General features: G+C 75.3%; 12 protein-coding genes. 2 read left to right on the top strand and 10 right to left on the bottom strand.

Annotation, left to right across the window (positions count from 1 at the left end; translation table 11 throughout):
- Window positions 1-96: 96 nt before the first annotated feature.
- The 9 genes from P3T27_RS23220 to P3T27_RS23180 form a co-directional block, all read right to left on the bottom strand.
- Entirely contained in the window at window positions 97-1,014 is a 918-nt protein-coding gene (locus P3T27_RS23220; protein WP_280681481.1) for a hypothetical protein, read from the bottom strand.
- Window positions 1,011-2,024, bottom strand: a complete 1,014-nt coding sequence (locus tag P3T27_RS23215) for an SPFH domain-containing protein (protein WP_280681478.1) — start codon at window positions 2,022-2,024, stop codon at window positions 1,011-1,013. Before P3T27_RS23215 ends, P3T27_RS23220 begins: the two co-directional genes overlap by 4 nt.
- Before the next feature lie 96 nt (window positions 2,025-2,120).
- A complete protein-coding gene (locus P3T27_RS23210; protein WP_280681476.1) occupies window positions 2,121-3,008 on the bottom strand; it encodes an SAM-dependent methyltransferase in 888 nt (295 codons plus the stop codon).
- On the bottom strand, window positions 2,957-3,607 hold the full coding sequence (locus P3T27_RS23205; protein ID WP_280681601.1) for a cysteine hydrolase family protein: 651 nt from the start codon (window positions 3,605-3,607) through the stop codon (window positions 2,957-2,959). The genes P3T27_RS23210 and P3T27_RS23205 overlap by 52 nt, the downstream gene beginning before the upstream one ends.
- Before the next feature lie 143 nt (window positions 3,608-3,750).
- Window positions 3,751-4,827, bottom strand: a complete 1,077-nt coding sequence (locus tag P3T27_RS23200; protein WP_280681475.1) for an isocitrate/isopropylmalate family dehydrogenase — start codon at window positions 4,825-4,827, stop codon at window positions 3,751-3,753.
- 56 nt (window positions 4,828-4,883) lie between these two features.
- Window positions 4,884-5,417: an EF-hand domain-containing protein gene (locus P3T27_RS23195; protein ID WP_280681469.1), complete on the bottom strand. Its 534-nt coding sequence runs from the start codon at window positions 5,415-5,417 to the stop codon at window positions 4,884-4,886.
- Between the two features lie 173 nt (window positions 5,418-5,590).
- A complete protein-coding gene (locus P3T27_RS23190; protein WP_348534124.1) occupies window positions 5,591-6,376 on the bottom strand; it encodes an FAD:protein FMN transferase in 786 nt (261 codons plus the stop codon).
- A 3-nt stretch (window positions 6,377-6,379) separates the two neighbouring features.
- Complete coding sequence (locus tag P3T27_RS23185; RefSeq protein ID WP_280681467.1) at window positions 6,380-6,904, bottom strand: FMN-binding protein; 525 nt, start codon at window positions 6,902-6,904, stop codon at window positions 6,380-6,382.
- 79 nt (window positions 6,905-6,983) lie between these two features.
- Window positions 6,984-8,339, bottom strand: a complete 1,356-nt coding sequence (locus P3T27_RS23180) for a ferredoxin reductase family protein (RefSeq protein ID WP_280681465.1) — start codon at window positions 8,337-8,339, stop codon at window positions 6,984-6,986.
- 229 nt (window positions 8,340-8,568) lie between these two features.
- Between P3T27_RS23180 and P3T27_RS23175 the strand changes: the two genes are divergently transcribed.
- Window positions 8,569-9,285 (top strand): response regulator transcription factor, encoded by a 717-nt coding sequence (locus P3T27_RS23175; RefSeq protein ID WP_280681464.1) that lies wholly within the window; start codon window positions 8,569-8,571, stop codon window positions 9,283-9,285.
- The gene (locus P3T27_RS23170) at window positions 9,282-10,778 is read left to right on the top strand and encodes a HAMP domain-containing sensor histidine kinase (protein ID WP_280681458.1); all 1,497 of its coding nucleotides are present in this window, start codon (window positions 9,282-9,284) and stop codon (window positions 10,776-10,778) included. Before P3T27_RS23175 ends, P3T27_RS23170 begins: the two co-directional genes overlap by 4 nt.
- Here the strand turns inward: P3T27_RS23170 and P3T27_RS23165 are convergent.
- Entirely contained in the window at window positions 10,756-11,787 is a 1,032-nt protein-coding gene (locus tag P3T27_RS23165; RefSeq protein ID WP_280681452.1) for a DJ-1/PfpI family protein, read from the bottom strand. The two genes, P3T27_RS23170 and P3T27_RS23165, sit on opposite strands and share 23 nt — an antisense overlap.
- Between the last annotated feature and the right edge of the window lie 110 nt (window positions 11,788-11,897).

Here is an 11,897-nt window from a genome sequence, read left to right as displayed (position 1 = left end):
CCCTGCGCAGAACGGCTCATCGCGCAGGCCGGGTGCGCAACTCCCGTGGCGGGGACCGCCGCCAGGGCCTGTCCGGGCCCCGGTTCGCGGTTCGTGCTAGACCACCAGGCGCAGCCGGTTCTGGGCCACGCCGATCCGGACGCTCTGGCCCCAGGTCAGTTCCAGCGCGTCCGCCTCGATGCCGTCGCCGAAGGCGACCAGCCGCTCGGACTCGACGGTCAGCACCAGCCGGTGGCCGGCGTCCAGCACGCCGTGCACCCGGCTGGTGCCGGTGGTGGGGGAGGGCCAGGCCTCGCGGACGAACCAGGCGAGCGCCGGTGCCGCGGCCTCCGGCAGGGCGAGCGGGCCGCCGCGTTCCAGCCAGGCGGAGCGGCACCAGCCGGTCGCGCCGGTGCCGGTGCCGACCAGGACGCCCGACGAGGCCTGCGGCTCGGCCCCCTCCCCGGTGAGCACCGGGTCCCCGGTGACCGCCAGCCGGTAGCGGGCGGTCTGGTGGCCGGCCTGGCCGACGTACACCTCGTTGAGCGCGAGCAGCCGCTGGGTGTCGTCCGCGACCGCCTCCACCATGGTGCGCTCCTCGACGTGCCGGTCCGCGCCGCGGGCGACGGTGGCGGGCGGCAGGACGGCGAGCGCGGAGGCGCGGTGCCGGACCAGGATGCCGGGGTTGCGGCCCGGGTCGGCGTCGACGCCGATCACCGGCTGCCCGTCCAGGTACTTGGCGGCGTTGGCGACCAGTCCGTCCTGGCCGACCACGACCACCACGTCCTCCGGCTCGAACGGGAAGCGCGGCAGGTCGGTCCGTTCGACCCGGGTGCGCCGCCAGTCCAGCGGTACGGCGGCCGCGGCCCGGGCCAGGGCCGCGGCCTGCCGGTGGTGGCGCTGCTCCACCTCGTCGACCGAGCGGCCGCGGGAGGACAGGAAGAACGCCGCCTGCCCGGGTGTGCCGTGGTGGGCGAGCAACTCCTCGTACTCGGTGCGGCGGTGCACCAGGACCGCCCGCGGGGCGAGGCTCACCGCTCGGCCCCGCCGGTCGGGGCACCGAGCTTCGCCAGCAGTCCGGTCAGCACGTCAGGGGTGAGGGTGATGCTGTCGATGTGCGGCAGGTGCTCGGCGAGCCGCATCAGGGCGAGGGCCCGCAGGACGGCCGGGTCGGCCTGCTGGTGGGCGGTGAGCCAGGCCGCCTCGGCGGCGGCGCGGGCGTCGCCGAGGGCGCGGGCGGCGTCCGCCTCGGCGGCGGCCAGCCGGGTGCGGCGCTCGGCTTCGGCCTCGGTGCGGACCCGGTCGGCGACCGCCTGCTCCTCGGCCTGGAGCCGGCTGTTGGCACCCTGCTGGGCGAGCAACTGCTCTTCCCGGCGCGCGAGTTCGATCCGGTTGGCGAGCTCGTTCTCGGCGATCCCGCGTTCGTGCTCGACGGCGACGGCGCGCCGCTCGAAGGTGGCCCGGTCCGCCTCCTGCTGGACCAGTTCCCGGGCGGGCGTGCGCAGCGCCCGCTCCACCTCGGGCTCGGGGCGCAGCGCGACGACCCGCGCGGCGATCACCGCGAGCCCGGTCTCGGTGATCCGGGCTTCGGCGGCGAGACCGGTGGCCATCCGCTCGCGCACGGCGCTGACGCCGTCGACCAGGGCGGTGGCCAGCGGGGTGCGGGCGAGCAGGCCGAGCGCGTGCTGCTGGGCGGTCTCGGTGAGCAGGGTGGCGAGCTGGTCCAGCGGGGCCGAGCGCCAGGCGCCGGTGTCCGGGTCGATGCCGAAGTCCACCCGGTTCGCCGCGATGGCGGGCTCGGTGATCCGGTAGGTGAGCGTGGCCTGGACGGTGACGTCCTGGAAGTCGGAGGTGCGGGCGTGGAAGAGCATGGCGAGCTCGCGGTCGTCCACCGGCACCTCGGAGAGGGCGGCGGGGAGCGGGCGGAACCAGAAGGCCAGTCCGGTGCCGTCGTGGGCGGCCTTGCCGCGGTGCAGGTGGCGGATGTGGGCGGTGGGGGCGGCGCGCAGGTGGCGCAGTCCGAAGCGTCGGGTGATGTCGGCCATGGGATCGGCACCTCTTCTCGTCATGAAGACGATAAAGGTGCCGATCGGATCTCGTCAAGATGACGAAAAGTAGGTGTGGCCCCGTCGGGCGGGGCGTCACCTGGTGGCGAAGACCCAGCGGTTGGCGGCGAGGGCGTCGTGGGGTTCGGGGCGGGGGCCGCGACCGTAGTGGCGGGTGAACTCGAACGGGGTGTGGGCGGTGGTGGACCAGCCGCGGGCGGTGAGATCGGCGGCGGTGTCGGGGCGGGGGTCGGCGTCGAACAGGGCGAGCAGGTCGACGCCGATCCGCTCACGGGCGGCGGTGTAGACGGGGTTGTCGCGGACCGCCGCGGGCTCCGGCCCGATCACGGCCTCGTACGCCAGGGTGCTGGTGGCGGCACTGAGGCGGTCGAGGGTGGCGACGAGCCGCCGCTCGGCGGCGCCGGGCAGGTAGCGCAGCAGGCCCTCGGCGAGCCAGGCGGTCGACTCGGCGGGGTCGAAGCCGGCCGAGGTGAGGGCGTCGGCCCAGTCGAGGCGCAGGTCGACGGCCACGGGTACGCGGCGCGCCGTGGGCCGGGCGTCGAGCCGGTCGAGGACGCGCTGCTTGAACGCGAGGACCTCGGGCCGGTCGAGTTCGAAGACGGCCAGGCCGGGCGGCCAGTCGAGCCGGAAGGCCCGGGAGTCCAGGCCGGCGCCGAGCAGGACCACCTGGCGGGCGCCGAGGTGGGCGGACCAGAGCAGCTGGTCGTCCAACGCCCTGGTCCGCAGGGCGAGGTAGCGGCCGAGCCGCCCCCAGAGCGGGTCGGCCTCGCCGTCCGGGACGTCCCGGGGGTGGAGCGGCCAGTCCGCGGTCGCCGGGACGGCGCGGACGAAGTGCTCGGCGTAGTCGTCCCGGGTGAGGGCGTCGGAACGGTGGGTCTCGATCGCCCGGGCGGCGGCGACCATCAGGGCGGTCAGTCCGACGCCCTCGTCGACGCCGGTACGGGTTCGGGCCGCGGCGGCCATGGTCCCTCCTGCTGTTCGGAGACTTCGGGAAGCCGTGACCAGACGGCGGATCGGTCGTGGGTGGTGACGCGGGCGCCGTAGACCCGGCGCATGAACCGCAGGACGGTGTCGTCGGACAGGTGCAGGGCGGCGGTGCAGTCGCTGAGCACCGTCACGTGGAAGCCCTTCTGGAAGGCGGTGCGCGCGGAGCTGTCGACGCAGACGTCGGCGAACACGCCCGTGAACACCAGGTGGTGGACGTCGCGGCGGGCGAGGTGGGCCTCGAAGCCGTCGCTGAGGAAGGCGTCGAAGCAGGCGAGCTTGGTGAAGACGGCCTCGCCGGGCACGGGCGCCACGGCGTGGAACTGGGCGCCCCAGCTGCCGTCCAGGCACTTGGGGCGCTTGCCGAGGGCCGCGTCGCGGTGGCGCCAACTGGCGCCCTGGTGCTCGGGGTCGCCGAGGAAGCGGACGTGGAGGACCTCGATGCCGTGTGCCCGGGCGGCCTTGACGGCGCGGGCGGTGTTCGCCGCCACGGTGGCGAGCCGCGCCGGGTCGCCGGGGTAGCGGGCGGCGGCGACAGGGCCGGCGCAGAAGTCGTTCTGCAGGTCGACGACGACCAGCGCGGTCCGGTCCGTCGCGGTGCGGTCCGTGGCGGCGCCGGCCGTCGCGTCGCGGTTCGTCGCCGGCTGGTCCGTTGCCGGCTGGTCCGTTGCCTGCTGGTCCGTTCCCTGCTGGTCCGTTGCCGGCCGGTCCGTCGTGGCGCTCACGGCCGGGCCGTCGGCGCGGTGTCGGGGGCCCGGCCGTCGAGTGCGGCGAGCACCGCGTCGACCACGGCGGTGGTGGAGTGCCGTCCGCCGAGGTCGGGCGTGCGGATGCCCTTCTCCTCGGCGGCGTGCAGTGCCTGCTCGACGGCGGCCACGGCACCCGGGCAGCCCGCGTGTCGTTGGGCGATCAGAGCGGCGGCGCGCAGGGTGGCGGTGGGGTTGACGGTGTCCTTCCCGGCGAGGTCGTCGGCGGATCCGTGCACGGTCTGGTACTCGACCAACTCCCGTAGCTCCGGGTGGAGATGGACGTTCTCCGTGCAGCGGTTCTCCTGCCGCTCGGCGCCGAACCGGTCGAGCAGGACGACGTGCATGATGTCGGCCCACTCGTTGCCCGCCACGATCACCGTGCGGTCGGCGAGGCCGTGCGTGATCAGGTTGCGGTTCACCGTGTCGGGCTGGAACAGCCGTACCTCCATGCCGAGTCGGCGGGAGATCTCGGAGACCCAGCGGTCCAGGGCGCCGTCCAGCAGGTGGAACTTGTAGGCCATGACGATCTGGGCCGGTCCGTCGTCGGGCCACTCCCGCCGGGCGCGCCGGAGGGCGAATTCGAGGACCTTCGCGGTGATCTCCCGGCTGAACTCCATGGTGCGGGTGACCACGCCGGGGGAGTGCAGGTTCTCCCCGGTGTAGAAGCCCTGGGCCTCGTCCCGGATCAGCAGCAGGGCGGCGTCGCCGGCGGCGATCGGCTCGACCTTGACGGCCTGCAGGCGTTGGCGCACCAGGTAGAGCGACTGGGCGTTCATGGCCGTGCGGAAGACGGCCGGTGTGCCGCGCCGGGCCTGCTCCCGGCAGAACCGTTCGTAGTGCGCGGCGTCCTCCTCGGTGAGTCGCCGGATCTGCTCGGTGTCCGTCACCTCCTCCTTGAGCGACACGTAGGAGTGGTAGGTCCGAGGGGAGCGGACGAGCTCGATCCCGGTGTCGTACAGGCCCGCGATCCGGCTCAGGGTCCGTTCGAAGACGGTCGAGAGTTCCGCGCCCGTTCCCCTGCCCACGGCGAGTGCGACAACAGGTTTCACCTTGCTCCTTCGCTGGTGCGTCCGGTCCGCGGTTGCGGTTGCGGGCGAGGCCCGGGTCAGGCGGCGGGGATGCCGACCAGGAGGTCGGCGGGGATGCCGCCCTTGTCCGGGGCGTAGAAGTCACGGATCTCGGCGGCCCAGGCGGCGACCGTGACGCGGTCCTCGGGGGTGGGGCCGAAGGCGTCGAAGAGGGCGTCGATGTTGGCGCGTTCGAAGCCGATCGCGGTCATCAGTGCCACGAACCGGGGGCGCTCGATGAGGCCGTCGCCGTCAGGGTCGCCGAGTGCGGCGAGCGCGTCGGCGAACTCGCCGGCGGTGGGGGCGAAGCGCTCGGGCGAGAGCACGAAGCCGCTGAACTCCTCGCGGCTGATCACGCCGTCGCCGTTGGTGTCCAACTCGGTGGCCAGGGTGACCCAGTAGCGCTGGAAGGCGGCGCGGATCGCGGTCTTCGCGGCCTCGTCCGAGTCGGCGGCGGCCGCGACCACGCGGTCCGTCATCAGGTCGAAGTCGTCGGCCTCGATGACGCCGTTGCGGTTGGCGTCGAACAGGGCGAAGACGAGGTCGATCCGCCGGGTGGCCTCAATGAGCATGCGCCACTGCCTCTTTCCGTGCGTTCACGCGTTCGGGTGGGAGCGGATGGTCCGCGTCCGATCGGTGTCCCACTATCGGTCACCGGGGTCGGGGCGGACGAGTCATGATCGCGTTCTTCACCTGATGGAGTGAACTGACGGGGCTTAGACGGCAGTTGGCGTAAGGGCCCAGGTCAGGACGCCGGGGCGGTCGGCTGCCAGTCGGCGGGGCCGGCCGGTGGGAGGTGCCGGGGCAGACCGGGCGTCCAGCGCTTGGAGCCGTCGGGCAGGACGGCGAGGGCCTCGACGCCGGGGCGTCGGGCGGCCCATGCGAGCGCGCGGTCGGGGCCCATGGCGAAGGCGGCGGTGGCCCAGGCGTCGGTGTGGGCGATGCCGGTGCCGGGGGCGCCGACCAGGGTCAGCGAGGCGAGGCCGAGCGCCGGGCGGCCGGTGTGCGGGTCGAGGATGTGCGCACCGCGCTCGGCGGTGCCGGAGGTGGCCACCGCGAGGTCGTCGCCGCCCAGGACGGCGGCGAGCGAGTCCGGCCGCAGCGGGTGGGCGACGCCGATCCGCCAGGGCCCGCCGGCGGTCTGCACGTCCCCGCCGCCGCTGACGCAGTACTGCCGCGCCCCGGCGGCGCGCAGCAGAGCGGCCGCTTCCTCGACCGCCCAGCCCTTCACCCAGCCGCTGGGGTCGAGCCGGTCGCCGGGCCGCGCGGTGAAGTAGCCGTCGGTCTGCGCGGCGACCTCGCGACAGGCCGCCAGGACGGTGTGGACCTCGGGATCGCAGGCGGAGAGGGCGAGTTCGCCGCGGTCGAGGCGGCTGATGTCGCTGTCCGGCCGGTAGGGCGAGAACACCGCGTCGATCCGGTGCAGCCGGTCGGCGATCCGGCGCAGGACGGCCGGCGTGTCCGGGCCGGGATCGCGGACGGCGATCGAGAAGACGGTGCCCATGACGGGCTCGGCGTGGCGGAGCACCACGCCTCACCGCCCGGCGCGGTCGAGCGCGCTCTGCAGGGACCGGACGTAGCCGTCGCTGGTGAAGGTCGCGCCGCTGACCACGTCGACCTGGGCGCTCTGCGCGGCTATCGCCTCCTGGTTGAGCAGCGGCAGCGCGGTGCTGTTGATCGCGCGGTCCCGGCGGTCCTCGGTGGGGTACTTGACGACGTCGACGGCGGTGATCCGGCTGCCGGCGAGGGTGACCTCGACCTGGACCGGCCCGTAGCGGGTGTTCACGGCGTCGCCGGCGACCTTCCGGGTGCCGCCCGCACCGGACGCACCGCCCGCACCGGACGCGGCGGGTGCGGAGGCGGAGCCCGACGGCGCCGCGGAGGCGTCGGAGGCTCCCGAGGCGGCCCCGGAGGAGCCTGTGACAGCGCCTGACGAACTGCCGGACCCGCCGGTGGAGCTGATCACCGGCGCGGGCCCGGCGGCGTCGTGCGGTTTGAGGGAGAGCAGCAGGACGACTCCGGCAGCGGTGGCGGCGCTGGTGACGACGGCTCGGCGCATGGGGGACTCCTCGGGGTCCGGAGGGGCGGGCGGATCAGGCGGGCGGATCGGGCGGGCGGATTGGGCGGTCCCGGCGGGTTCAGAGCACGAAGGACTCGCGGTGGATGCGCCCCGCCCGTACTCCGGCGGCCCGCAGCGAGCGGACGGCCTCCTCGGCCAGCGGGTCCGGCCCGCACAGGTAGACCTCGTGCTCGGCGAGGTCGGGGACGAGCCGGGCGAGCGCGGTGCCGAGGTCGCCGATCCGCTCCCGCGGGCCGACCAGTTCGTGCACCACGGCGCCCCGCCGCCGGGCGACCTCCGCCAGCTCGGCCCGGAACAGCACGTCCTCCGGGCGCCCGGCCCGCTGGACCAGGGTCAGCTCGCCCGGCAGCGTCTCGAACAGCGCCCGCAGCGGGGTGATCCCCACCCCCGCCCCGAGCAGCAGCACCCGGCGCCGCCGCTGCAGCCGCCCGGTGAACGCCCCGTACGGGCCCTCGGCGCGCACCGGGGTGCCAGGGCGCAGCGCTGCCACGGCGGCGCTGTGTCCGCCGAGGTCCTTGACCGTGAAGCGCAGGAAGTCCGGGCGCGGCGGCGCGGACAGCGAGTACGGGTTGGCGGCCCACCGCAGGCCGGGCGCCTGGAACTGCAGGCGGAAGAACTGGCCCGGCTCGGCCCGGAGTTCGTCCAGCCGCCGGCCGGTCAGGAAGAGCGACACCACGCCCGGCCCCTCCGGACGGACCTCGGCCACCCGCAGGCGGTGCCGGCGGTCGAGCAGCCACGGCCGCGCCAGCCGGTACCAGCCGAGCAGGGCGGCGGTGCCGAGGTAGAGGGCGTACCAGGCGGCGCGGGCCGGGCCGTCGCCGAGGTCGGCGCCGGTGGCCAGCTGGTGGCCGAAGGCCAGCGCCACCGCGAGGTAGGTGGCCAGGTGCAGGTAGTACCAGGCCTCGTACGAGAAGCGGCGCCGGGCGGCCCGGGCGGACACCGCGCCGGTGCCCAGCATCAGCAGGGTGGCCAGCGAGGCCTTGAGCATCTCGGGGTAGTGGAAGACGAGCTCGACGCCCTCGCCGAGCAGGCCGCGACCGTCCGTCAGCGCGTACCCCCAGACGATCGACAGCACGTGCACCGTCACCAGGGCCACCAGCCAGCGTCCGCCGAAGGCGTGCCAGCGGGCCAGCCGGTCGGCGCCGACGCCGCGCTCCAGCAGCGGGAGCCGCGCCATCAGCAGGAGCAGCACCGGCGCCGCGTACCCGGCGAGCAGACCGGTGATCCGGCCCGCCCCGGTCAGCCAGGCGGCCGCGCCGGCGACCACCGGGGTGTCGGACCACCACAGCGCGAGGACGCCGAGCGCGCCGGCGACGATCAGGCACAGCACTGCGGCCGGCCGGGCGGCGGCCGGGCGGCGGGGAGCCGCCCGGTGCGTGCGGGCGGCGGGTCTCGGCGGGGCGGCGGTGGCCATCGGTATCCTCCTTCGGGCCCGGCGGGCGAGCACCGCCGGGGCGCACCACGATCGCAGCCGAACCTCTGAACCGGCTCTGAACCGGGCCCGCCGCCTTCACCCCTCTCGGGCACGTCGTCGCAGGTCAGCGTGGCTGTGACGGCCGCCACGGGCGGCCCGGGGTCTCACGGCCTTCTCATCAGGGACGGGCAGGATGAACCCGGCCGACCACGCGCACCGAGGGAGCACCATGGACGACAGCGCCGACCGGCGGGACTGGCGGGTCCTCGTCGTCGATGACGAACCGGACCTGGTGGAGGTGGTCTGCGGCGCGGTCCGCTACGAGGGCTGGCAGGCGGTGGGCGAGACCACCGGCCTGGCCGCCGTACGGGCCGCGGCGGCCTGGCGCCCGCACGCCGTGGTGCTCGACATGATGCTTCCCGACCTCGACGGCATGGAGGTGCTGCGCCGCATCCATGCCGAGCAGCCCGAGGTCCGGGTGCTCTTCCTCACCGCCCGGGACGCCGTCGAGGACCGGATCGCAGGCATCGCGGCGGGCGGCGACGACTACGTGACCAAGCCGTTCAGCCTGGCCGAGGTGGTGGTCCGGCTGCGCGGACTGCTGCGCCGCGCCGCCCCGCCGGGGGCGTCGCGGCAGCCGCCCGCGCACGCCCTGGTGCTCGGCGACCTCGTCCTCGACGACCAGGCCCGCGAGGTCACCCGGGGCGGCGAGGTGATCGACCTCAGCCCGACCGAGTACGCGCTGCTCGCCCACCTCATGCACCACCCGCGGCAGGTGCTCAGCAAGGCGCAGATCCTGGACGCCGTCTGGTCGTACGACTTCGGCGGGCAGGCGCACGTGGTCGAGCTGTACATCAGCTATCTGCGCAAGAAGCTGGACGCGGGCCGGACGCCGATGATCCACACGGTGCGCGGTGCCGGCTACCTGATCAAGGCGGCCCCGTGAACGGCGGCCCCGTGAGCGGCGGCCCGGTCGCGCGCACGCCGCGGGCCCGGGCCGCCCGGCTGCTGCCGCGTACGCTGCGGGCCCGGCTGATCGCCGGCCTGCTGGTGCTGCTGGTGGTCACCTGCGCCGCGGTCGGCCTCGCCACCACGGCGGCGCTGCACCACTTCCTGGTGGACCGCCTGGACCAGCAGCTCGCCGACTCCGGCGGCCGCTACGCCGCCAGCCTGGAACACGCCGGCCAGGGCGGCGGCACCGACACCCGGGCGCAGACCCCGGGCACCCTGGGCGTCCGGCTGCTCGACGGCCGGGCCACCGCGGCGGGCGTGGTCGACGGGGACGCCGACGATGCGGACTGGCCCAACGCCGACGACCGGGTGACGCTCTCACCGGCCGCGCAGCAGGCGCTGGCCGCACTGCCGGTCGGCGGGCCGGCCCGCAGCGTCGACCTGGGCCGGGTACAGGGCCACTACCGGGTGCGCGCGGTGGCCGGCCGGGACGGTGACGTGCTGGTCAGCGGTCTGCCGCTGCGCCCGGCCGAGGACACCGTGGAACGGCTGGCGACCCTGGAGCTGACCGTCTTCGCGATCGCCGTGGCCGGCGCCTGGGCGGCCGGCGCGATCTGGGTCCGCTGGTCGCTGCGCCCGCTGGGGCGGGTGGTGGGTACGGCCGAGCGGGTCGCCGCGCTGCCGCTCGCCAGCGGCGCCGTCACGCTGATCGAGCGGGTGCCGGACGACGACCCGCGCACAGAGGTCGGCCGGGTCGGCGCGGCGCTCAACCGGATGCTCGGCCACGTCGGCGACGCCCTGGCCCGTCGGCACGCGGTCGAGGAGCGGCTGCGGGCGTTCGCCGCCGACGCCAGCCACGAGTTGCGCACCCCCGTCGCGGCGGTCCGCGGCCACGCCGAACTCGCGCTGCGCCACCCCGGTGCGGTGCCCGGGCCGGTGCGGCACTCGCTGGAGCGGATCGACGCCGAGGCGGTGCGGATGGGGGCGATCGTCGAGGACCTGCTGCTGCTCGCCCGCTTGGACGCCGGTCGGCCGCTGGCCGCCGCAGAGGTGGACCTGACCCGGATCGCGCTGAGCGCGGTGGCCGACGCGCGGGCGGCCGGGCCCGAGCACCGGTGGCGCCTGGCACTGCCCGAGGAGCCGGTGCTGGTCCGCGGGGACGAGCACCGGCTGAGCCAGGTGGTGGTCAACCTGCTGGCGAACGCCCGTACCCACACCCCGCCCGGTACCGAGGTCGAGCTGAGCCTGGAGCGCGCGGGGCAGGAGGTGCGACTGGCCGTCGCCGACGACGGCCCGGGGATCGCGCCGGAGCTGGCGGAGCGGATGTTCGAGCGGTTCGTCCGGGGGGACCGGGCGCGCTCGCGCTCGACCGGGTCGACCGGACTCGGCCTGTCGATCGTGCGGGCGGTGGTCCGGGCGCACGGCGGCGAGGTGGACGCGGCCAGCCGGCCGGGTCGCACCGTGTTCACGGTCCGGCTGCCGATCTGACCCCGGGCCGCGGCGCTTCGGGCGCGGTGGTGCGGAAGCGGTGGCGGTACTCGGTCGGGGTGGTGTCGAGGCGGCGGCGGAAGGCGCGGACCAGGGTGTCCGGGGTGCCGAACCCGCAGTCGGTGGCGATGCGGTCGAGCGTGGCGTCGGTGGATTCGAGCTGGTGGCGGGCGAGTTCGACCCGCGCCGACTCGATGTAGGCGCTCGGGGTGGCGCCCAGCTCGGTCTTGAAGATCCGGGTCAACTGCCGCTCGCTGACGTGGGCGTGGGCGGCGAGGTCGGGGACGGTGAGCCGGCCGGTGAGGTTGCGCAGGATGTGGTGGCGCAGCTCCTCGACCCGCCGGGTGGTGGAGACGGGTTCCAGCGGGACGCTGAACTGGCTCTGGCCGCTGGGGCGTTTGAGGTACATCACGAGCTGGCGGGCGACGCGCAGGGCGAGGGCCTCGCCGAAGTCCTCGGTGACCAGGGCGAGGGAGAGGTCGAGGCAGGAGCTGATGCCCGCGCCCGTCCAGACGTCGCCCTCGCGGATGAAGATCGGGTCGGCGTCGACCTGGATCTCCGGGTACTCGGCGGCGAGTTGCGCCGCGGTCGACCAGTGGGTGGTGGCGCGCTTGCCGTCGAGGAGTCCGGCGGCGGCGAGCAGGTGCGCGCCGACGCAGACCGAGGCGACCCGGCGTGAGCGCCCGGCGAGCGTGCGCACCCAGTCGACCACGGCCGGGTCGGTGAGCGGGTGGACGCGGCGCAGGTCGTCCACCTCGACGGCGCCGGGCACCAGCAGGGTGTCGATGCCGCCCGCGGCGGCCTCGTCGAAGGTGAGGTCGGGCAGGATCCGCACGCCGGCGGCGGTGGTGACCGGGTCCGCCGTCGCGGCGGCGAGGACGACGCGGTAGCCGGTCGCGTCGTCGGTCTCCCGCCGGACCAGGGAGAACACCTCGGGCGGCCCGGTGACGTCGAGCAGGTCGACGCCCTCGAACAGGACGATGACGATCAGGCGTTGCGCGGCGTCCACGGCCCCCACCAGCTCTGGCCGACCCCCGTCGGCCCTCGATGTCGGAATCTGCATGTTAGACGGCATTGCCGACATCCGGCGAGCGGCCGTAGCGTTCCGGAGGCGGGCCG

This window comes from Kitasatospora sp. MAA19 (genome assembly GCF_029894125.1).
Lineage (GTDB): Bacteria > Actinomycetota > Actinomycetes > Streptomycetales > Streptomycetaceae > Kitasatospora.
This window is presented reverse-complemented; position numbering and strand designations above follow the sequence as displayed.

Bases quoted from the DNA above. Each gene is read 5' to 3' on its own strand.
- P3T27_RS23215 (WP_280681478.1), bottom strand. From the start codon at position 2,024: ATGGCCGACATCACCCGACGCTTCGGACTGCGCCACCTGCGCGCCGCC.
- P3T27_RS23185 (WP_280681467.1), bottom strand. From the start codon at position 6,904: ATGCGCCGAGCCGTCGTCACCAGCGCCGCCACCGCTGCCGGAGTCGTC.
- P3T27_RS23180 (WP_280681465.1), bottom strand. From the start codon at position 8,339: ATGGCCACCGCCGCCCCGCCGAGACCCGCCGCCCGCACGCACCGGGCG.
- P3T27_RS23195 (WP_280681469.1), bottom strand. From the start codon at position 5,417: ATGCTCATTGAGGCCACCCGGCGGATCGACCTCGTCTTCGCCCTGTTC.
- P3T27_RS23210 (WP_280681476.1), bottom strand. From the start codon at position 3,008: ATGGCCGCCGCGGCCCGAACCCGTACCGGCGTCGACGAGGGCGTCGGA.
- P3T27_RS23175 (WP_280681464.1), top strand. From the start codon at position 8,569: ATGGACGACAGCGCCGACCGGCGGGACTGGCGGGTCCTCGTCGTCGAT.